At 51.7% G+C, this 21,422-nt stretch carries 20 protein-coding genes; 14 read left to right on the top strand and 6 right to left on the bottom strand.

Translation table 11 applies throughout. The features are described 5' to 3' along the window. Positions 1-62: 62 nt before the first annotated feature. The 5 genes from rbsB to kup all read right to left on the bottom strand — a co-directional run bounded on the left by rbsB (position 63) and on the right by kup (position 5,942). Complete coding sequence (gene rbsB / locus OGV93_RS09440; RefSeq protein WP_003023760.1) at positions 63-953, bottom strand: ribose ABC transporter substrate-binding protein RbsB; 891 nt, start codon at positions 951-953, stop codon at positions 63-65. A 24-nt stretch (positions 954-977) separates the two neighbouring features. Continuing rightward, positions 978-1,943, bottom strand: coding sequence for a ribose ABC transporter permease (gene rbsC, locus OGV93_RS09435; protein WP_003023762.1), 966 nt, complete (start codon positions 1,941-1,943; stop codon positions 978-980). A 5-nt stretch (positions 1,944-1,948) separates the two neighbouring features. After that, positions 1,949-3,454: a ribose ABC transporter ATP-binding protein RbsA gene (gene rbsA / locus OGV93_RS09430; RefSeq protein WP_003023764.1), complete on the bottom strand. Its 1,506-nt coding sequence runs from the start codon at positions 3,452-3,454 to the stop codon at positions 1,949-1,951. A gap of 7 nt (positions 3,455-3,461) precedes the next feature. Beyond that, positions 3,462-3,881, bottom strand: coding sequence for a D-ribose pyranase (gene rbsD, locus OGV93_RS09425; RefSeq protein WP_016157824.1), 420 nt, complete (start codon positions 3,879-3,881; stop codon positions 3,462-3,464). Between the two features lie 192 nt (positions 3,882-4,073). Beyond that, entirely contained in the window at positions 4,074-5,942 is a 1,869-nt protein-coding gene (gene kup, locus OGV93_RS09420) for a low affinity potassium transporter Kup (protein WP_003023768.1), read from the bottom strand. A gap of 330 nt (positions 5,943-6,272) precedes the next feature. Between kup and ravA the strand changes: the two genes are divergently transcribed. Both ravA and viaA read left to right on the top strand, forming a co-directional pair. Then, the gene (gene ravA, locus OGV93_RS09415; RefSeq protein ID WP_047358450.1) at positions 6,273-7,769 is read left to right on the top strand and encodes an ATPase RavA; all 1,497 of its coding nucleotides are present in this window, start codon (positions 6,273-6,275) and stop codon (positions 7,767-7,769) included. Beyond that, a complete protein-coding gene (gene viaA, locus OGV93_RS09410) occupies positions 7,763-9,214 on the top strand; it encodes an ATPase RavA stimulator ViaA (protein WP_016155088.1) in 1,452 nt (483 codons plus the stop codon). Before ravA ends, viaA begins: the two co-directional genes overlap by 7 nt. Before the next feature lie 3 nt (positions 9,215-9,217). Here viaA and asnA read toward each other — a convergent pair whose 3' ends face one another. Then, the gene (gene asnA / locus OGV93_RS09405; protein WP_016155087.1) at positions 9,218-10,210 is read right to left on the bottom strand and encodes an aspartate--ammonia ligase; all 993 of its coding nucleotides are present in this window, start codon (positions 10,208-10,210) and stop codon (positions 9,218-9,220) included. A 151-nt stretch (positions 10,211-10,361) separates the two neighbouring features. Between asnA and asnC the strand changes: the two genes are divergently transcribed. The 12 genes from asnC to atpD all read left to right on the top strand — a co-directional run bounded on the left by asnC (position 10,362) and on the right by atpD (position 21,406). After that, positions 10,362-10,820 (top strand): transcriptional regulator AsnC, encoded by a 459-nt coding sequence (gene asnC / locus OGV93_RS09400; RefSeq protein ID WP_003023780.1) that lies wholly within the window; start codon positions 10,362-10,364, stop codon positions 10,818-10,820. A gap of 88 nt (positions 10,821-10,908) precedes the next feature. Next, a complete protein-coding gene (gene mioC / locus OGV93_RS09395; protein ID WP_016155086.1) occupies positions 10,909-11,358 on the top strand; it encodes an FMN-binding protein MioC in 450 nt (149 codons plus the stop codon). A gap of 372 nt (positions 11,359-11,730) precedes the next feature. Next, positions 11,731-13,620 carry a tRNA uridine-5-carboxymethylaminomethyl(34) synthesis enzyme MnmG gene (gene mnmG, locus OGV93_RS09390; protein WP_016155085.1) on the top strand — a complete coding sequence of 630 codons (1,890 nt, stop codon included), beginning with the start codon at positions 11,731-11,733 and terminating at the stop codon, positions 13,618-13,620. 103 nt (positions 13,621-13,723) lie between these two features. Continuing rightward, on the top strand, positions 13,724-14,347 hold the full coding sequence (rsmG, locus tag OGV93_RS09385; protein WP_200012916.1) for a 16S rRNA (guanine(527)-N(7))-methyltransferase RsmG: 624 nt from the start codon (positions 13,724-13,726) through the stop codon (positions 14,345-14,347). 614 nt (positions 14,348-14,961) lie between these two features. Next, positions 14,962-15,342, top strand: a complete 381-nt coding sequence (gene atpI, locus OGV93_RS09380; RefSeq protein ID WP_003023790.1) for a F0F1 ATP synthase subunit I — start codon at positions 14,962-14,964, stop codon at positions 15,340-15,342. A 7-nt stretch (positions 15,343-15,349) separates the two neighbouring features. Then, positions 15,350-16,165, top strand: coding sequence for a F0F1 ATP synthase subunit A (gene atpB, locus OGV93_RS09375; RefSeq protein WP_003023792.1), 816 nt, complete (start codon positions 15,350-15,352; stop codon positions 16,163-16,165). A gap of 46 nt (positions 16,166-16,211) precedes the next feature. Then, entirely contained in the window at positions 16,212-16,451 is a 240-nt protein-coding gene (atpE, locus tag OGV93_RS09370; protein ID WP_003023794.1) for a F0F1 ATP synthase subunit C, read from the top strand. 59 nt (positions 16,452-16,510) lie between these two features. Further along, positions 16,511-16,981, top strand: a complete 471-nt coding sequence (gene atpF / locus OGV93_RS09365; protein ID WP_003827022.1) for a F0F1 ATP synthase subunit B — start codon at positions 16,511-16,513, stop codon at positions 16,979-16,981. Positions 16,982-16,995: 14 nt separating this feature from the next. Next, positions 16,996-17,529, top strand: a complete 534-nt coding sequence (gene atpH, locus OGV93_RS09360; protein WP_006687767.1) for a F0F1 ATP synthase subunit delta — start codon at positions 16,996-16,998, stop codon at positions 17,527-17,529. 12 nt (positions 17,530-17,541) lie between these two features. Next, the gene (atpA, locus tag OGV93_RS09355; RefSeq protein ID WP_003023802.1) at positions 17,542-19,083 is read left to right on the top strand and encodes a F0F1 ATP synthase subunit alpha; all 1,542 of its coding nucleotides are present in this window, start codon (positions 17,542-17,544) and stop codon (positions 19,081-19,083) included. Between the two features lie 50 nt (positions 19,084-19,133). Continuing rightward, on the top strand, positions 19,134-19,997 hold the full coding sequence (atpG, locus tag OGV93_RS09350) for a F0F1 ATP synthase subunit gamma (RefSeq protein ID WP_287109531.1): 864 nt from the start codon (positions 19,134-19,136) through the stop codon (positions 19,995-19,997). A 26-nt stretch (positions 19,998-20,023) separates the two neighbouring features. Next, positions 20,024-21,406 (top strand): F0F1 ATP synthase subunit beta, encoded by a 1,383-nt coding sequence (gene atpD / locus OGV93_RS09345; RefSeq protein ID WP_003023806.1) that lies wholly within the window; start codon positions 20,024-20,026, stop codon positions 21,404-21,406. The last annotated feature ends 16 nt before the right edge of the window (positions 21,407-21,422 follow it).

The following is a 21,422-nucleotide window of genomic DNA, read 5'->3' as shown; positions in this document are numbered from 1 at the left end:
AAACCCGATACGGGGATGGCGTCTTTATGTCTCCATCAGGCCGCGAGCGACCTGAATCGGTATTACTGCTTGATGACCAGCTTCAGGTCAACCGGATATTTAGCCTGAACCTTCTCGCCTTTCAGGACTTTATCCGCAGTCTCAACGCCTTTCGCGCCGATCTGATCCGGCAACTGAGCAATGGTCGCAGCCAGTTTGCCATCATTTACTGCTTTTTCGCCATCTGGAGTACCGTCAAATCCAACCACCATCACATCAGATTTACCCGCAGTTTGCAGTGCGCGCAGCGCACCCAACGCCATTTCATCGTTCTGGGCAAATACGGCCTGCACGTCAGGATGCGCGGTAAGCAGGTTCTGCATGACGTTCAGACCTTTGGTGCGGTCGAAGTCGGCCGGCTGGCTGGCCAGTACGTTAAATTTGTGTGCCGCAACAGCCTGCTGGAAACCTTCACCACGCTCACGCGCCGCTGAAGTACCGGCAATACCCTGCAGTTCGATAACTTTCGCGCCTTCACCCGCTTTCTTCGCGATGTAATCGCCCGCAATCTTACCGCCCAGCACGTTATCAGATGCAATATGGCTTACCACTTCGCCTTTGGACGCAACGCGGTCCAGGGTGATAACCGGAATTTTCGCCTGGTTAGCCATCTTCACAGCGTTACCAACAGCATCGGAGTCCGTCGGGTTAATCAGCAGAATTTTAGTTCCACGAACCGTTAAATCCTGAACGTTAGCCAGCTCTTTCGCCGGGTTGTTCTGTGAGTCCAGAATCACCAGGTTGTAGCCCAGCTTATCGGCCTCTTTTTGCGCCCCGTCCTTCAAAGAAACAAAGAACGGATTGTTAAGGGTGGAGACCACCAGCGCAATGGTATCTTTCGCCATCGCATTCGCGCTCACGGTGGCGCTCAGAGCAACAGCAGAAACCAGGGTAGCCAGTTTTTTCATGTTCATATTTAAGATGTCCTGTAATCGTTGTTACTGCTTTTTGTTGTCTACCAGTACCGCCAGCAAAATCACCACCGCTTTGACGATCATCTGGTAATAGGAGGATACACCTAACAAATTCAAACCATTATTGAGGAAACCAAGAATCAATGCGCCGATCAGCGTCCCAACAATACGTCCTTTACCGCCTGCCAGGCTGGTACCACCTAACACCACCGCGGCGATAGCATCCAGCTCATAGCCAGTACCTGCCGTCGGTTGCGCAGAGGAGAGGCGCGCTACTTCAATGATGCCCGCCAGCGATGCCAGCAGACCACACAGGGAGTAAACGATAATTTTGATTTTACTTACGCTGATACCGGACAGGCGCGTTGCCGCTTCGTTACCGCCCAGCGCATAGATATAACGACCCAGACGAGTGTGGTGCAGCATGTACCACGCCGCGAGGAAGACAATCCCCATAATCCACACAGGCGTAGGGACGCCTAACGGACGACCAATACCAAACCAGCCAAACAGATCGGCATTGTCAGTAAACCCGGTATTAACCGGACTGCCGTTGGTGTATACCATGGTCACACCACGCAGCAGCAGCATCATCACCAGGGTCGCGATAAACGCCTGTACCCGGCCTTTCGCGACAATCACCCCGGTTACCGCGCCAATAGCAGCACCGAGCGCCAGGGCCGCAGCGACAGCCACCAGCGCATTGACTTCAATCCCTACAATGGAAGCCGCAACCGCACCGGTAAGCGCCAGCAAAGAACCGACAGACAGATCGATCCCCGACGTCAGGATAACCAGCGTCATGCCAACGGCCATGATGGCGTTCACCGACGTTTGCTGGAGGATGTTGAACAGGTTGTTAACGGTAAAAAAGTTAGGGCTCATGGTGGAAACAATCGCGATCAGCACTAACAGAGCGATGAGCGACTTTTGCTCCAGAAGCCATGCTTTAGTGAAATAACGGCGACCAGAAACAGCCTGGGTAGTCATCTTTTTTACTCCTGATTCACGCGATTAAGCTTGCCCACAGCGGCAGCCATTAATACTTCCTGAGTGGCCTGCTCGCGAGTGAACTCACCGCCGAGATGCCCTTCATGCATAACGATAATTCGATCGCTCATGCCCAATACTTCTGGCATCTCAGAGGAGACCAGAATGATGCTCAGCCCATCGGCCTTAAACTGGTTGATAAGCTGATAGATTTCTTTCTTAGCCCCAACATCAACGCCGCGCGTTGGTTCATCGAGGATCAGGACTTTTGGTCGGGTCATCAGACCGCGCGCAATCGCCACTTTCTGCTGATTACCGCCAGAAAGCAGGCCGATAGCCTGTTCCATCGATGGCGTTTTAACATTGAACAGACGAATAAAATCACCAACCGCCTGCTGCTCGTCTTTATGTTTAAGGCTTCCACCAGCGCGACTGAAATAACGCAGCGCGGTTAGTGACATGTTCTCTTTCACCGACATGCCCAGCACTAAACCATCGCGTTTACGGTCTTCAGAAATATAGACGATGCCGTTAGCCAACCCATCCTGCGGCGAACGGGTGACCACTTCATGGCCATCAAGCGTGACGTAACCGCTGGTGCGCGGCAATGCGCCGTACAACACTTTCATCAGCTCGGTACGTCCGGCACCCATCAGCCCCGATACGCCAAGGATCTCGCCTTTACGTAGCGTGAATGAAACATCGTTTACGCCAGGGCCGCACAGGTTATCGACCTTCAGGCGAATATCACCCGGCGCTTTTTCCAGGCGCGGGTATTGATCTTCCAGCTTACGTCCCACCATCATTTCAATCAGCGAGTCTTCGGTCAGCGAAGCGACTTCACGTTCGGCAATAAACTGCCCGTCGCGAAAAACTGTCACGTCGTCGCAAATCTCGAAGATCTCTTTCATGCGGTGAGAAATATAGACAATGCCGCGTCCCTGGGATTTCAGTTCGCGAATGACGCGGAACAGGGATTCGGTTTCGGTATCGGTGAGCGCATCCGTCGGTTCATCCATAATGATGACCTTCGATTCAAAGCTCAGCACTTTGGCAATTTCAACCATCTGCTGATCGCCAATCGACAGTTCACCGACCAGTCTGTCGCTTTTAAAGCGCAGATTCAGTTTGGCAAGCAGCAGATCGGCTTCGGCGTACATCTTCTTCCAGTCAATTTTGCCAAAGCGATTAACGAACTCACGGCCAAGAAAAATGTTCTCGGCGATAGTGAGTTGCGGGATCAAATTCAGCTCCTGGTGGATGATACCGATTCCGGCTTCCTGGGAGGATTTAGGGCCGTTAAAGGTGGTCTCTTTTCCCAACCACAATAAAGAACCGGCATCACGGGTATAGATCCCGGTCAACACTTTCATCATGGTGGATTTGCCCGCGCCGTTTTCGCCCACCAGCGCCATTACGCGGCCTGGGTAGACATTCAGCGCGGCGCCGGATAGCGCTTTTACGCCCGGGAACGCTTTATCGATCCCTTTGAGTTGCAGTAATGCGTTCATGATGGCCTCAGAACGTGACGCCAGCACAGAGAATGATATTCGCATACGGAGAACACTCTCCGCTGCGAATTACCGCCTGACTGTCTGCGGTTTGTTTTTTGAATTGTTCATGCGTGGTGTAACGAATTTCTATGGTGTTTCCCTGGTGTTGTTGCAGTTGCTCAATGTGGCTGAGCAACGTTTCGTGGAGTTGCGGATTATGTTGTTTAATTTCCGTCGCGAGAATGGCCGCCTCGACCTGCATTTCACGTGTCACCACATCCAGTACCTGCATAAAAGAAGGTACGCCCTGGGTTAATGCTATATCGATACGCGTTGTGCTATTCGGGATGGGTAAACCTGCATCACACACCACCAGCGTATCGGTATGCCCCAGACGGGAGATCACTGATGAAATTTCAGAGTTGAGTACCGTGCCTTTCTTCATTTTCTTTCCCCACTAGCGAAACGTTTCGCTGAAGATAAGTGTAGAGCGAAGAGTGGAGATAAAACCACCGCGAAGTTACGAAAATGTGATCGCCATCGAAACGTTTCGCAAGGATTATCATTCGATGAAATGAAAACTGGGAGGGACAAAACAAAACGCCCCCTTTCGCAATGAAAGAGGGCGTCGATGAGATTAAATCTCGACCTGAGTACCGAGCTCAATAACCCGGTTCGGTGGGATTTCAAACTGGTCCGGGGCGCGCAGCGCATTGCGTTGTAGTAGCAGATACAGCTTGCCGCGCAGACGCAGATACCATGGTCGTTTGCCAACAATCAACGACTCGTGCGACATGAAGAACGAGGTTTCCATCATCCGACAGCTTAAGCCTTCCAGACCGCAGCGATGGAACACTTCTTCAACGTTCGGCGTTTCGCGCCAACCGTAGCTGGCTACCACGCGCCAGAAGGTGGGCGATAACTGCTCAATCTGCACCCTACGCACGTTGTGAACATATGGTGCATCTTCCGTGCGCAGCGTCAGCAGAATAACGCGTTCATGCAGCACCTTGTTATGTTTGAGGTTATGCAGTAGCGCAAACGGGATGACGTTCAATGCACGAGACATGTACACCGCCGTTCCCGGCACGCGTACCGGTGGTGATTTCTCCAGAGAGGCAATCATCGCCTCCAGAGAGTTGCCGTGCTCATGCATGCGACGCAGCAGACGGAAACGCTCGCTTTTCCAGGTAGTCATGATGGTGAACATCACCAGACCCAGCGTCAGAGGCAGCCAACCGCCGGAAATCAGTTTATCGAGGTTCGCGGAGAACAGCGGAACATCGACGCACAAGAACGCCACCAGGATCAGGAAGACGAAGTATTTATTCCAGTGCCAGTTTTTGCGCGCCACGGTGGTCGACAGAATTGAGGTCAGCACCATCGTCCCCGTCACCGCAATCCCGTACGCCGCAGCCAGATTGCTGGAGTGTTCAAAGCTCACAATCACAATCACCACTGCAAAATAGAGCATCCAGTTAACGAAAGGAATGTAGATCTGGCCCGATTCCATTTCCGAGGTATGGATGATACGCATCGGCGATAAATACCCCAGACGCACGGCCTGACGCGTCAGTGAGAAGACGCCGGAGATAACCGCCTGTGAAGCGATAACCGTTGCCAGCGCGGCGAGGATCAGGAGCGGTATCAACGCCCAGTCCGGTGCCAGCAGGAAGAACGGGTTTTTAATCGCTTCAGGATGCTTTAACAGCAACGCCCCCTGACCAAAATAGTTCAGTACCAGCGAAGGCAATACCACGGAGAACCATGCCAGGCGAATCGGCAACTTACCGAAGTGGCCCATATCCGCATACAGCGCTTCAACACCGGTAATCGACAACACCACCGCACCCAGCGCAATAAAGGACAACGTTTTGAATTCGAGGAAGAAATGCACCGCCCAATATGGATTGAGCGCCTGCAGCACTTCCGGATTACCAATAATACTGCGCACGCCTAACACCGCCAGCGTCAGGAACCACAACAGCATAATCGGCGCAAACAGCTTACCGACCATGCCGGTACCGTGTTTTTGAATCAAAAACAGCAGTGTCAGTACGATTATCGAGAGCGGAACAATCCAGGTATCCAGTTGCGGGGCAATGATCTCCAGACCTTCAATCGCCGACATCACAGAGATAGCAGGCGTTATCACCACTTCTCCATAGAAGAAGCTGCCGCCAATCAACCCCATAATCACCAGCATGGAGGTTGTTCGTGCTGAAGTATTACGCCCGGCCAATGACATCAGCGTCAGGATCCCGCCTTCTCCGGCGTTATCCGCGCGCATGACAAACGTCAGGTATTTAATGGAGACAACAAAGATCAGCAGCCAGAAAATCAGCGAGAGAAAGCCAAATACGGCGTCACGTTCAACGCCAAAACCAAACTGGCCGGACAAACATTCACGAAGCGTATAAAGTGGGCTGGTACCAATATCACCGTAGACAACCCCAATGGCCGCAAGGGTAATCGCAGACAATGATTGTTTATTATCAGTGCTCATAGACTCGTCTTTCGTTTATACACATCATCTTTCAAGCCACCTCCGCGTGGGCTGCATTCGTTATTCCCCCCATCCCAGAAGAAAACTCCATTGCCGCCTTGGTGCAGCTTGATTGATTTGGTGTATATATAAGAAATGTGTGCGTCGTCCCTTGGCCCACAAAAAGGCGCACAGTATGCACGATTAATCGCAAAATCGTACCCCTAAATGAGACCAGATTAATCTGGCTCAAAGAAAAATAAGCGCACCTTCAGTCTATTACTGCACTGGTGTGAAGCATCTATACTCGCTGTTTATGCAGTACATTTGGCGAAAGGACGCCACTTCATTATGGCTCACCCACATTTATTAGCGGAAAGAATTTCCCGTCTGAGCAATGCGCTGGAAAAGGGACTTTATGAACGTAGCCACGCCATTCGTCTGTGTCTGCTGGCTGCACTTAGCGGCGAGAGCGTTTTCTTATTAGGTCCTCCCGGGATCGCGAAAAGCTTAATTGCCCGCAGACTGAAATTTGCCTTTCAAAATGCTCGCGCCTTCGAATATCTGATGACGCGCTTCTCTACGCCGGAAGAGGTTTTCGGCCCGCTGTCCATTCAGGCGTTAAAAGACGAAGGTCGCTATGAACGCTTAACGGCAGGCTATCTCCCTGAAGCTGAAATCGTCTTTCTCGATGAAATCTGGAAGGCGGGACCGGCGATTCTTAACACCCTGCTGACTGCCATCAACGAACGCCACTTCCGCAACGGCGCACATGAAGAGAAAATCCCGATGCGCCTGCTGGTGGCAGCCTCCAACGAACTGCCTGAGGCAGACAGCAGCCTGGAAGCGCTGTACGACCGTATGCTGATTCGTCTGTGGCTGGATAAAGTCCAGGACAAGGCCAACTTCCGCTCGATGCTGTTAAGTCAGCAGGATGAAAGCGACAATCCGGTCCCGGCATCGTTACAGGTAACGGATGAAGAGTATTACCAGTGGCAAAAGGACATTGGCGCCATCACGCTTCCCGATCGCGTGTTTGAGCTTATTTTCATGCTGCGCCAGCAGCTGGACACGCTACCGAATGCCCCCTACGTGTCCGATCGTCGCTGGAAAAAAGCCATTCGCTTGCTCCAGGCCAGCGCCTTCTTTAGCGGACGTGATGCGGTAGTTCCCATCGATCTGATCCTGCTGAAAGACTGCCTGTGGTACGACGCACAAAGCCTGAATCTAATGCAGCAGCAGCTGGAAATATTGATGACCGGACACGCATGGCAACAGCAAGCCATGCTGACCCGTCTGGGCAGTATTGTGCAGCGCCGCATTCAGCTCCAGCAGCAGCAAAGCGATAAAACAGCATTCACCGTGATCCGTCAGGGCGGCATGTTCAGCCGTCGTCCTCATTATGATTTACCGCCGGAGGCCACGTCATCCGTCGTGACATTACTACTGCAAAAGCCCTTAAAGCTGCATGATATGGAAGTAATCCATATTGCTTTCGAACGTAGCGCGCTGGAACTGTGGTTAACCAAAGGCGGAGAGATCCGCGGAAAATTAAACGGCATCGGTTTTGCCCAGACGCTGAACATGGAAGTGGATAGCGCGCAGCACCTGGTTGTACGCGACGTCAGCTTACAAGGCTCTCGCCTGGCATTGCCCGGTACATCACAAGAGAGTATGCCCGCTGAAATAAAACAGGAGCTTGAAGCGCTCGATAACGAGTGGCATCAGCAGCACAGCGCATTTAGCGAGCAGCAAAAATGTCTGTTTATTCATAGCGACTGGTTAGGCCGCATTGAGGCCAGCCTGCAGGATGTCGGGGCACAAATCCGCCAGGCGCAACAATGCTGACCCTTGATACACTCAACATCATGCTGGCGGTCAGTGAAGAAGCGATGATCGAAGAGATGATCGTCGCCCTACTGGCTTCTCCAAAGATGGTGGTATTTTTTAACAAATTCCCTCGCCTTAAAAAAGCGATCACTGACGATATTCCCCGCTGGCGTGAATCTTTGCGTAGCCGCCTCAAAGATACCCATGTACCGCCGGAGTTAGCGGAAGAGGTTATATGCTATCAACAAAGCCAGCTCCTCTCTCATGCGCAGTTTATCGTCCAGCTACCGCAAATATTGTCGCTATTGCACCACCTCCATTCGCCATGGGCCGGACAAGCGCAGCAGTTGGTCAATGACAACAGCGCGTTTACGCCTGCCCTACATACGCTTTTTCTCCAGCGCTGGCGCCTGAGCCTGGTGGTGCAAACCACAACGCTGAATCAGCAACTGCTGGAAGAAGAGCGCGAGCATTTGCTCAGTGAAGTACAGGAACGGATGACCCTTAGCGGGCAACTGGAACCCGTACTGGCAGAAAATGACAACGCCGCAGGCCGGTTGTGGGATATGAGCGCAGGTCAAATCAAGCGCGGTGATTATCAGTTGATGGTGAAATATGGCGAATTCCTGACGCAACAACCTGAACTCCAGCGTCTGGCTGAGCAGTTAGGCCGTTCCAGAGAAGCGAAATCCGTACCGCGTAAAGATGCGCCAATGGAAACCTTCCGCACCCTGGTGCGCGAACCGGCAACCGTCCCGGAGCAAGTAGATGGCATCCAGCAAAGCGACGATATCCTGCGCCTGCTGCCGCCGGAACTGGCCACGCTGGGCATTACCGAACTGGAATACGAGTTCTACCGACGACTGGTGGAAAAGCAGCTGTTGACCTATCGCCTGCACGGCGAAGCATGGCGTGAGAAAGTCACGGAACGCCCCGTAGTGCATCAGGATTTTGACGAGCAACCGCGCGGACCGTTTATCGTCTGCGTTGATACTTCGGGATCGATGGGCGGGTTTAATGAGCAGTGTGCGAAAGCCTTTTGCCTGGCGCTAATGCGCGTCGCCCTTGCCGATAACCGACGCTGTTTCATCATGCTGTTTTCAACAGAAGTAGTGCGCTATGAGCTATCCGGCCCGGAGGGCATCGAACAGGCGATCCGTTTTTTAAGTCAGCGCTTTCGCGGTGGTACCGATATTGCCAGCTGTTTTCGCGCCATTACTGAGCGCATGCAGGGTCGGGAATGGTTTGATGCTGATGCGGTGGTGATCTCAGATTTTATCGCTCAGCGATTGCCCGATGAGGTTGTCAGCAAAGTGGGGGAATTACAGCGGGTGCACCAGCACCGTTTTCACGCGGTGGCGATGTCAGCACATGGTAAACCCGGTATCATGCGCATTTTCGATCATATCTGGCGCTTTGATACCGGGATGCGAAGCCGCCTGCTCAGACGCTGGCGGCGTTAATTCTTACAACAGAGAGGCGACGCTTTCACGTACCTGTGCCGGCCATACGCCACACTGAACCTGACCAATGTGTGGTAATTGCAGCAACAGCATGGTCAGACGCGACTGCCCAATTCCTCCACCAATCGTCTGTGGCATTTCACCGCGCAGCAGCGCCTGGTGCCATTCCAGACTCAGACGATCTTCATCTCCGGTCAGAGACAACTGATGTTTCAGAGCGTCAGCATCCACACGGATCCCCATAGAAGACAGCTCAAACGCATCCTCCAGTACCGGGTTCCAGACCAAAATATCACCGTTCAGACCGGCGTGACCCAGCTCGGATGCTGAACTCCAGTCATCATAATCCGGCGCACGTACATCATGGCGGTGACCGTCGCTGAGCTTGCCGCCGATCCCCACCAGGAATACCGCGCCCAGCTCTTTAGCGATCGCACGTTCACGACCTTTTGCGTCAAGACCAGGATAACGAGATAACAGTTCCTGGCTATGAACAAAGTGGATCTGCTCTGGCAGGAACGGTGCCAGACCAAACTCTTTGCTCACCGCAGCTTCGGTAGCCTTAATTCCCGCCCAGATAGCCTCTACCGTGCTTTTCAGAGTGGAGAATTGACGCTCGCCGTCGCCCATCACGCGCTCCCAGTCCCACTGGTCAACATACACTGAGTGCAGCGGGGAAAGGCGATCTTCATCAGGACGCAGGGCCTTCATATGCGTGTACAGCCCTTCGCCTGCGCTAAAGTCGTGTTGTCCTAATGTTTGACGCTTCCACTTCGCCAGTGAATGAACCACTTCGAATTGAGCGTCTGGCAATGCTTTAACCTTCACCTGCACCGCTTTTTCACAGCCCGACAAGTTATCTTGCGTGCCATCTCCTACGCGGCTGAGGATCGGAGCCTGAACTTCGATCAGACCTAAACGCTCTTCCAGCTGACGAGAAAAATGAGATTTTACGAAGCTAATTTGACGTTGTTTGGCAATGTAAGCGGTTTTCATTATGTGTACTCCTGTGTCCTGTTGCCTATGATTAAGCAACAGAATGTAGGTAATATTCAATAATCAACAAACAAAAAGCCGTCTTCGATTTTGATTCGTTAAAATTAACGTCTAAAATAGAGGGAATCATTAATCTACATAAGAAAAACCTATGGAAAATTATCAGATCGACAATCTGGACCGCGGCATTCTTGACGCCCTGATGGAAAATGCCCGAACGGCCTATGCCGAATTGGCCAAACAGTTCGGCGTGAGCCCGGGGACAATTCACGTTCGCGTAGAGAAGATGAAGCAGGCCGGGATTATTACCGGCGCGCGGATTGATGTTAGTCCCAAACAGTTGGGCTATGACGTCGGTTGCTTTATCGGCATCATCCTGAAAAGTGCGAAAGACTATCCGTCAGCGTTGGCCAGACTGGAAAGCCTCGATGAGGTGACCGAAGCGTATTACACCACCGGGCACTACAGCATCTTTATAAAGGTGATGTGCAAGTCGATCGACGCGTTACAGCAGGTACTTATCAACAAGATCCAAACAATTGATGAAATTCAGTCCACGGAGACCCTGATCGTCCTGCAAAACCCGATCATGCGTACCATCAAGCCATGATCGCTTTTTTTAATCCCCTATTTTTCCACAGGTAGATCCCAGCTCGCTCACAGCGTACAATACGCCCTCTTTATAAAGGTGGGCGATCATGGCAGAAATCACTCTTATCAGCGGCAGCACGCTTGGCAGTGCGGAATATGTAGCAGAGCATCTGGCTGAAAAACTGGACGACGCGGGTTTTTCCAGCGAAATACTGCATGGGCCAATGCTTGAAGAGGTCCCGACTGATGGGATCTGGCTGATTATTAGCTCCACGCACGGTGCGGGAGACATTCCTGACAACCTGCAGCCTTTATATGATGCCTTATGCGAGCAAAAACCGGACCTTTCACAAGTGCACTTTGGTGCAATCGGGATCGGCAGTCGTGAATATGACACCTTTTGCGGCGCAATCGACAAGCTGGAAGCCGAACTGAAAGCCTGCGGGGCAAAACAGATCGGCGAAACGCTCAGGATCAACGTACTGGAACATGAAATTCCGGAAGATCCGGCTGAAATTTGGCTGGGATCCTGGCATCCATTGCTCAGAGATTTGTAAAGATCGTACTTTTTTATGTGGATAACTCTGGTTAAAAGCTTGGATCAACCGGTAGTTATCCCAAGAACAACCGTTGTTCAGTTTTTGAGTTGTGTATAACCTTTCATTCTGCTCCCAGCTTATACGGGCCAGGATCACCGATCATTCACAGCTAATGATCCTCAACAACCTGTTGATCTTATTCAAAGGATCGCCCTTATCCACAGAAAGTTGCGATCCTAATAAGAGATCACAATAAAACAGATCTCTAAATAAAAAGATCTTCTTTTTAATACCCAGGATCCCAGGGCTTTCTCGATCGACTAAAGTTGAGTAGAATCCACGGCCCGGGCTTCAATCCACTTTCACACCGCGTTATGCGAGGCAATTACCATGTTTTATCAGGATCCTTTTGACGTCATCATCATTGGCGGGGGTCATGCAGGCACCGAGGCCGCAATGGCCGCGGCGCGAATGGGTCAACAGACTCTGCTTTTGACACACAATATCGACACACTGGGACAGATGAGTTGCAACCCGGCGATCGGCGGTATTGGGAAGGGACACCTGGTAAAAGAAGTGGATGCGCTTGGTGGGTTGATGGCAAAAGCGATCGACCATGCAGGTATCCAGTTTAGGATACTAAACGCCAGCAAAGGGCCAGCCGTTCGTGCTACCCGAGCTCAGGCCGACCGTGTGCTCTATCGCCAGGCTGTACGCACCGCACTCGAGAATCAACCCAATCTGATGATCTTCCAACAGGCGGTTGAAGATCTGATTGTTGAAAACGATCGTGTTGTGGGTGCAGTGACCCAAATGGGACTGAAGTTCCGTGCCAAAGCGGTTGTATTAACCGTAGGGACTTTTCTTGACGGCAAAATTCATATTGGTCTGGACAACTACAGCGGCGGCCGTGCTGGCGATCCGCCGTCTATCCCGCTGTCACGCCGTCTGCGTGAACTGCCTTTGCGCGTCAGCCGCCTGAAAACCGGTACGCCGCCGCGTATCGATGCACGCACTATTGATTTCAGCGTGCTCGGCCAGCAAAACAGCGATAACCCGATGCCGGTCTTCTCATTCCTGGGCGATGCTTCTCAACATCCGCGTCAGATGCCGTGTTACATCACGCATACCAATGAGAGAACCCATGACGTGATCCGCAATAACCTCGATCGTAGCCCGATGTACGCAGGCGTGATCGAAGGTATCGGTCCGCGCTACTGCCCGTCGATCGAAGACAAAGTGATGCGCTTTGCCGATCGTAATCAGCATCAGATCTTCCTCGAACCGGAAGGACTGACGTCTAATGAAATTTATCCGAATGGTATCTCCACCAGCTTGCCGTTCGATGTGCAGATGCAAATTGTCCGCTCCATGCAGGGAATGGAAAATGCCAGAATCGTCCGTCCTGGCTACGCGATTGAGTATGATTTCTTCGATCCGCGCGACCTGAAACCCACTCTGGAAAGTAAATTCATCCAGGGTCTGTTCTTTGCGGGCCAGATTAACGGTACTACCGGTTACGAAGAAGCTGCCGCGCAAGGGATGCTGGCGGGTCTGAACGCCGCACGCTTGTCTGCTGAGAAAGACGGTTGGGCACCGCGTCGCGATCAGGCTTATCTTGGTGTACTGGTGGACGATCTGTGTACGCTTGGCACCAAAGAACCGTATCGCATGTTCACCTCACGCGCAGAATACCGTTTGATGCTGCGCGAAGATAACGCCGACCTGCGTCTGACCGAAATTGGGCGTGAACTGGGTCTGGTGGACGACGAGCGCTGGGCTCGTTTCAACGAGAAGCTAGAGCGTATCGAACAGGAACGTCAGCGTCTTAAATCAACCTGGGTAAATCCGTTAGCGGAATCTGCAGCAGAAGTGAATGCTCACCTGGCTACGCCTTTGTCTCGTGAAGCCAGCGGTGAAGATCTCCTGCGCCGCCCGGATATGACCTATGCTCAATTGACCTCTTTATCTGCTTTCGCACCAGCGCTCGACGATGCTCAGGCCGCGGAACAGGTTGAGATTCAGGTGAAATACGAAGGGTATATCGCCCGTCAGCAGGAAGAAATCGAAAGACAACAGCGTAATGAGAACACCCTGTTGCCTGCAACGCTGGATTATCGTCAGGTCTCAGGCTTGTCGAATGAAGTTATCGCCAAGCTGAACGATCACAAACCGGTATCGATCGGCCAGGCATCGCGTATTTCTGGCGTAACGCCTGCCGCCATTTCCATTCTGCTGGTATGGCTGAAGAAACAAGGTATGCTGCGCCGCAGCGCTTGATAACACTATTTTGGCGGCGGGCGCTTCGCCTGCCCGCCCTACAAATTTGTAGTCCCGATAAGCTATAGCGCATCGGGAAATTGATTATGAACAGGTAACGACCGTGCTCAACAAACTCTCTCGTCTGCTGGCTGATGCTGGTATTTCTCTTACCGATCACCAGAAAAATCAGCTGATTGCGTATGTCGATATGCTGCACAAATGGAACAAAGCGTACAACTTGACGTCGGTACGGGATCCCAACGAAATGCTGGTGCGCCATATTCTGGACAGTATTGTCGTCGCGCCGTATCTGAAGGGGGAGCGTTTTATCGACGTGGGTACGGGACCGGGCCTGCCGGGTATTCCTCTCTCTATCGTGCGCCCTGAAGCGCATTTCACACTGCTGGATAGTCTGGGAAAACGCGTCCGTTTCTTGCGTCAGGTGCAGCATGAGCTTGCGCTTACTAACATCACTCCTGTGCAAAGTCGCGTTGAAGAATTCCCTTCAGAGCCGCCGTTCGATGGGGTCATTAGCCGTGCGTTCGCGTCACTTACTGATATGGTGAGTTGGTGCCATCATTTGCCTGGCCTGGATGGGCGTTTTTATGCGCTAAAAGGGCTGTTGCCAGAAGACGAAATTGCTTCGTTGCCTGCAGAATTCAGCGTCGAGTCGGTCGAAAAATTACGCGTTCCGCAACTGGATGGTGAACGTCATCTGGTGGTTATTAAGCCAAACAAAATTTAATTTTTATCAAAAAAAATAGAAAAAAAACGGCTATTCAGGTGTTAAAAGTCATAGGGAATAGTGTGGTTAAATGTCGTTACAATTCACTAGCGCCTTACGGTTTTGCATCATAACTATAACGTACCGTTTTTTGTTAAAAGCGAAACAAGTCAGCTGTGAAAATATCAGTCTGCTAAAAATAGAACGTAAGAACCACCCGTTGTGTTAATTTTTTATTATAAATGTCAATGCGTGGTTTTTTTGTTGTTAGCTGTTGTTTTTGAAATAGTGGCTATTTTTACGCTTAAATATCAAAAAGATGAAAAGGCATCATTTGCCACGTAAATAAATTATGCGAAGGTGAATATGTTCAATATGTGATCTGGTGCACGCTTTGCCGCCAGTATTTACGCGGCATTTGCAGTTTTGCATGATCGTTCACAGTTTGCTTAAAAGTGATAAATGTGGGGTAGCGAAAAATATTTAAACATTTATTCACTTTTTAGCTACTTATTGTTTGAAATCACGAAGGCGCACCGTATAATTTGACCGCTTTTTGATGCTTGACTCTAAGCCATAAAGAACGTTTTATACGACACGCGGCATACCTCGAAGGGAGCAGGAGTAAAAACGTGATGTCTATGTCGCTCTTGAGTCGAAACGTTGCTCGTAAGCTTTTGCTCACACAGTTTCTGGCGGTAATAGCAAGTGGATTGCTGTTTAGCCTCAAAGACCCTTTCTGGGGCATCTCCGCATTGTGCGGTGGATTGGCAGTGTTACTGCCTAATGTGTTGTTTATGATATTTGCCTGGCGTCACCAGGCGCATACACCAGCTAAAGGCCGAGTAGCCTGGACGTTCGCCTTCGGCGAAGCCTTCAAGGTGTTAGCTATGCTGGTTTTGCTGGTGGTGGCGTTGGCTGTTTTGAAAGCGGTATTCATGCCGCTGATCGTTACGTGGGTTTTGGTGCTGGTGGTTCAGATACTGGCGCCGGCTGTAATTAACAACAAAGGGTAAAGGCATCATGGCTTCAGAAAATATGACGCCGCAGGATTACATAGGACACCATCTGAATAACCTTCAGTTGGACCTACGTACATTCTCGCTGGTGGATCCGCACAACCCCCCAGCCACCTTCTGGACGCTCAATATTGACTCCATTTTCTTCTCGGTGGTTCTGGGTCTGTTGTTCCTGCTTATGTTCCGTAGCGTAGCTAAAAAGGCGACCAGCGGCGTACCAGGTAAATTTCAGACCGCGATTGAGCTGGTAATCGGCTTTGTGCATGGTAGCGTGAAAGACATGTACCATGGCAAAAGCAAGCTGATTGCTCCGCTGGCCCTGACGATTTTCGTCTGGGTATTCCTGATGAACTTGATGGATTTACTGCCTATCGACCTGCTGCCGTACATCGGTGAGCATATCTTTGGCCTGCCGGCTCTGCGTGTGGTTCCGTCTGCTGACGTGAACATCACCCTGTCGATGGCGCTGGGCGTATTTATCCTCATTCTGTTCTACAGCATCAAAATGAAAGGCATCGGCGGCTTCGCGAAAGAGTTGACGCTGCAGCCGTTCAATCACTGGGCGTTCATCCCTGTCAACTTAATCCTTGAAGGGGTAAGCCTGCTGTCCAAACCAATTTCTCTTGGTCTGCGACTGTTCGGCAACATGTATGCCGGTGAGCTGATTTTCATTCTGATTGCTGGTCTGTTGCCGTGGTGGTCACAGTGGATCCTGAATGTGCCATGGGCCATTTTCCACATACTGATTATCACGCTGCAAGCCTTCATATTTATGGTTCTGACGATTGTCTATCTGTCGATGGCATCTGAAGAGCATTAATTTACCAACACTACTACGTTTTAACTGAAACAAACTGGAGACTGTCATGGAAAACCTGAATATGGATCTGCTGTACATTGCTGCCGCTGTGATGATGGGTCTGGCGGCAATCGGTGCTGCGATCGGTATCGGCATCCTCGGGGGTAAATTCCTGGAAGGCGCAGCGCGTCAACCGGATCTGATTCCTCTGCTGCGTACTCAGTTCTTTATCGTTATGGGTCTGGTGGATGCAATCCCAATGATCGCTGTAGGTCTGGGTCTGTACGTGATGTTTGCTGTCGCGTAGTAAGCGTTGCTTGAATTAAGAGCAATATCAGAACGTTAACTAGATAGAGGCATTGTGCTGTGAATCTTAACGCAACAATCCTCGGCCAGGCCATCGCGTTTGTCCTGTTCGTTCTGTTCTGCATGAAGTACGTATGGCCGCCTTTAATGGCTGCCATCGAAAAACGTCAAAAAGAAATTGCTGACGGCCTTGCTTCTGCAGAACGAGCACATAAGGATCTTGACCTTGCAAAGGCCAGCGCGACCGACCAGCTGAAAAAAGCGAAGGCGGAAGCTCAGGTAATCATTGAGCAGGCGAACAAACGCCGTGCTCAGATCCTGGACGAAGCTAAAACTGAAGCAGAGCAGGAACGTACTAAAATCGTGGCACAGGCGCAGGCGGAAATTGACGCCGAGCGTAAACGTGCTCGCGAAGAACTGCGTAAGCAAGTTGCTATCCTGGCTGTTGCTGGCGCCGAGAAGATCATCGAACGTTCCGTGGATGAAGCTGCTAATAGCGACATCGTGGACAAACTTGTCGCTGAACTGTAAGGAGGGAGGGGCTGATGTCTGAATTTATTACGGTAGCTCGCCCCTACGCCAAAGCAGCTTTTGACTTTGCCGTTGAGCACCAAAGCGTTGACCGTTGGCAGGATATGCTGACGTTTGCCGCTGAGGTGACGAAAAACGAACAAATGGCAGAGCTTCTCTCTGGCGCGCTGGCGCCGGAAACGCTCGCTGAGTCGTTTATCGCCGTGTGCGGTGAGCAGCTGGACGAAAGCGGCCAAAACCTGATTAGGGTAATGGCTGAAAATAACCGTCTGAATGCGCTCCCGGATGTTCTTGAGCAGTTTATTCATCTGCGTGCAGCCAGTGAGGCTATCTCTGAGGTAGAAGTCACTTCTGCCAATGCACTGAGTGATGAACAGCTTACGAAGATTAGTGCAGCGATGGAAAAACGTCTGTCACGCAAAGTTAAGCTGAATTGCAAAATCGATAAGTCTGTAATGGCTGGCGTAATCATCCGAGCGGGTGATATGGTCATTGATGGCAGCGTACGCGGCCGTCTTGAGCGCCTTGCAGACGTCTTGCAGTCTTAAGGGGACTGGAGCATGCAACTGAATTCCACCGAAATCAGCGAACTGATCAAGCAGCGCATTGCTCAGTTCAATGTTGTGAGCGAAGCTCACAACGAAGGTACTATTGTTTCTGTAAGTGACGGTGTTATCCGCATTCACGGCCTGGCCGATTGTATGCAGGGTGAGATGATTTCCCTGCCGGGTAACCGTTACGCTATCGCACTGAACCTGGAGCGCGACTCCGTAGGTGCCGTTGTGATGGGTCCATACGCTGACCTCGCCGAAGGCATGAAGGTTAAGTGTACGGGTCGTATTCTGGAAGTTCCGGTTGGCCGTGGCCTGCTGGGTCGTGTGGTGAACACTCTGGGTTCCCCAATTGACGGTAAAGGTCCGGTTGATAACGATGGCTTCTCGCCAATCGAAGTTATCGCACCAGGCGTAATCGAACGTCAGTCCGTCGACCAGCCAGTACAGACAGGTTATAAATCTGTTGATGCCATGATCCCAATCGGTCGTGGCCAGCGTGAGCTGATCATCGGTGACCGTCAGACAGGTAAAACTGCGATGGCAATCGATGCCATCATCAACCAGCGTGATTCCGGTATCAAATGTGTGTACGTGGCTATCGGCCAGAAAGCGTCCACCATTTCTAACGTGGTTCGTAAACTGGAAGAACACGGCGCACTGTCCAACACCATCGTTGTTGTGGCGACCGCGTCTGAATCTGCTGCTCTGCAATACCTGGCGCCATATGCCGGTTGCGCAATGGGCGAATACTTCCGTGACCGCGGTGAAGACGCGCTGATCGTTTACGATGACCTGTCTAAACAGGCTGTTGCTTACCGTCAGGTTTCCCTGCTGCTCCGTCGTCCACCAGGACGTGAAGCATTCCCGGGCGACGTATTTTACCTCCACTCCCGTCTGCTGGAGCGCGCATCCCGCGTAAACGCGGAATACGTTGAGAAGTTCACCAATGGTGAAGTTAAAGGTAAAACCGGCTCCCTGACCGCTCTGCCGATTATCGAAACCCAGGCGGGTGACGTTTCTGCGTTCGTTCCGACCAACGTAATTTCCATTACAGATGGTCAGATCTTCCTGGAAACCAACCTGTTCAACTCCGGTATTCGTCCGGCAGTTAACCCGGGTATCTCCGTATCTCGTGTAGGTGGTGCAGCGCAGACCAAGATCATCAAGAAACTGTCCGGTGGTATTCGTACCGCACTGGCGCAGTATCGTGAACTGGCAGCGTTTTCTCAGTTCGCTTCCGACCTGGATGAAGCTACTCGTAAGCAGCTGAGCCACGGTCAGAAAGTAACTGAACTGCTGAAGCAGAAACAGTACGCCCCAATGTCTGTAGCACAGCAGGGTGTGGTGCTGTTTGCGGCTGAACGCGGTTACCTCGAAGATGTGGAACTGGCGAAAATCGGTAGCTTTGAAGCCGCTCTGCTGGCTTACGTTGACCGTGACCACGCTCCGCTGATGCAAGAGATCAACCAGTCCGGTGGCTATAACGATGAAATCGAAGGCAAGCTGAAAGCTATCCTCGATTCCTTCAAGGCAACCCAGTCCTGGTAACGTCTGGCGGTCTGCTTTAGGGCGGACCGCAAGGCATTGAGGAGAAGCTCATGGCCGGCGCAAAAGAGATACGTAGTAAGATCGCAAGCGTCCAGAACACGCAGAAGATCACTAAAGCGATGGAGATGGTCGCCGCTTCCAAAATGCGTAAATCGCAGGATCGCATGGCGGCCAGCCGTCCTTATGCAGAGACCATGCGCAAAGTGATTGGTCACCTTGCGAATGGTAATCTGGAATATAAGCACCCTTACCTGGAAGAACGCGACGTTAAGCGCGTGGGCTACCTGGTGGTGTCGACCGACCGTGGTCTGTGCGGTGGCTTGAACATTAACCTGTTCAAAAAGCTGCTGGCGGATATGAAAGCATGGTCCGATAAAGGCGTTCAGTGCGATATCGCAATGATCGGCTCTAAGGGCGTGTCTTTCTTTAACTCCGTTGGCGGTAATGTGATTGCTCAGGTAACCGGCATGGGGGATAACCCTTCCCTGTCCGAACTGATCGGTCCGGTTAAAGTGATGCTGCAGGCCTACGATGAAGGTCGTCTGGACAGACTGTACGTTGTCAGCAACAAATTTATTAACACCATGTCTCAGACGCCAATCATCACCCAACTGCTGCCTCTGCCGGCATCAGATGATGATGAATTGAAGCGTAAATCCTGGGATTACCTGTATGAGCCAGACCCGAAAGCGCTGCTGGATACCCTGCTGCGTCGTTATGTCGAGTCTCAGGTTTATCAGGGCGTGGTAGAAAACCTGGCCAGCGAGCAGGCCGCACGTATGGTGGCGATGAAAGCCGCGACCGACAATGGCGGCAGCCTGATTAAAGAGCTGCAGTTGGTATACAACAAAGCTCGTCAGGCCAGCATTACTCAGGAACTCACCGAAATCGTCGGTGGTGCATCCGCGGTATAACCAGGTTAATTCGTAGAGGATTCAAGATGGCTACTGGAAAAATTGTCCAGGTAATCGGCGCCGTGGTTGACGTCGAATTCCCTCAGGATGCCGTACCGCGCGTGTACGATGCTCTTGAGGTTATGAATGGTAAAGAGAGCCTGGTGCTGGAAGTTCAGCAGCAGCTCGGCGGCGGTATCGTACGTACCATCGCCATGGGTTCTTCCGACGGTCTGCGTCGTGGTCTGGAAGTTAAAGATCTCGAGCACCCGATCGAAGTCCCGGTAGGTAAAGCAACTCTGGGTCGTATCATGAACGTCCTGGGTCACCCGATCGACATGAAAGGCGATATCGGTGAAGAAGAGCGTTGGGCTATCCACCGCGCGGCACCTTCCTATGAAGAGCTGTCCAGCTCTCAGGAACTGCTGGAAACCGGCATCAAAGTTATCGACCTGATGTGTCCGTTCGCTAAGGGCGGTAAAGTTGGTCTGTTCGGTGGTGCGGGTGTAGGTAAAACCGTAAACATGATGGAGCTGATCCGTAACATCGCGATCGAACACTCCGGTTACTCCGTGTTTGCGGGCGTGGGTGAACGTACTCGTGAGGGTAACGACTTCTACCACGAAATGACCGACTCCAACGTTCTGGACAAAGTATCCCTGGTATATGGCCAGATGAACGAGCCGCCGGGAAACCGTCTGCGCGTTGCTCTGACCGGTCTGACCATGGCAGAGAAGTTCCGTGACGAAGGTCGTGACGTTCTGCTGTTCGTTGATAACATCTATCGTTACACCCTGGCCGGTACAGAAGTATCCGCACTGCTGGGTCGTATGCCATCAGCGGTAGGCTACCAGCCGACCCTGGCGGAAGAGATGGGTGTTCTTCAGGAACGTATAACCTCTACCAAAACCGGTTCTATCACCTCCGTTCAGGCGGTATACGTACCTGCGGATGACTTGACTGACCCATCCCCAGCAACCACCTTTGCTCACTTAGATGCAACCGTGGTACTGAGCCGTCAGATCGCCTCTCTGGGTATCTACCCGGCAGTTGACCCGCTGGACTCCACCAGCCGTCAGCTGGATCCGCTGGTTGTTGGTCAGGAACACTACGACACCGCGCGTGGCGTACAGTCTCTGCTGCAGCGTTATCAGGAACTGAAAGACATCATCGCCATCCTGGGTATGGATGAACTGTCTGAAGAAGACAAACTGGTGGTAGCACGCGCACGTAAAATTCAGCGCTTCCTGTCCCAGCCGTTCTTCGTTGCGGAAGTATTCACCGGTTCTCCGGGTAAATACGTATCCCTGAAAGACACCATCCGTGGCTTTAAAGGTATCATGGAAGGCGAATACGACCACCTGCCAGAGCAGGCGTTCTACATGGTTGGTTCTATCGACGAAGCCGTGGAAAAAGCCAAAAAACTTTAACGCCTTAATCGGAGGG

It is taken from the genome of Citrobacter sp. Cb031, from assembly GCF_030336725.1.
GTDB lineage: Bacteria > Pseudomonadota > Gammaproteobacteria > Enterobacterales > Enterobacteriaceae > Citrobacter > Citrobacter braakii.
Note: the sequence above shows the minus strand (reverse complement) of the source record. Positions and strands in the feature narration are given on the sequence as shown.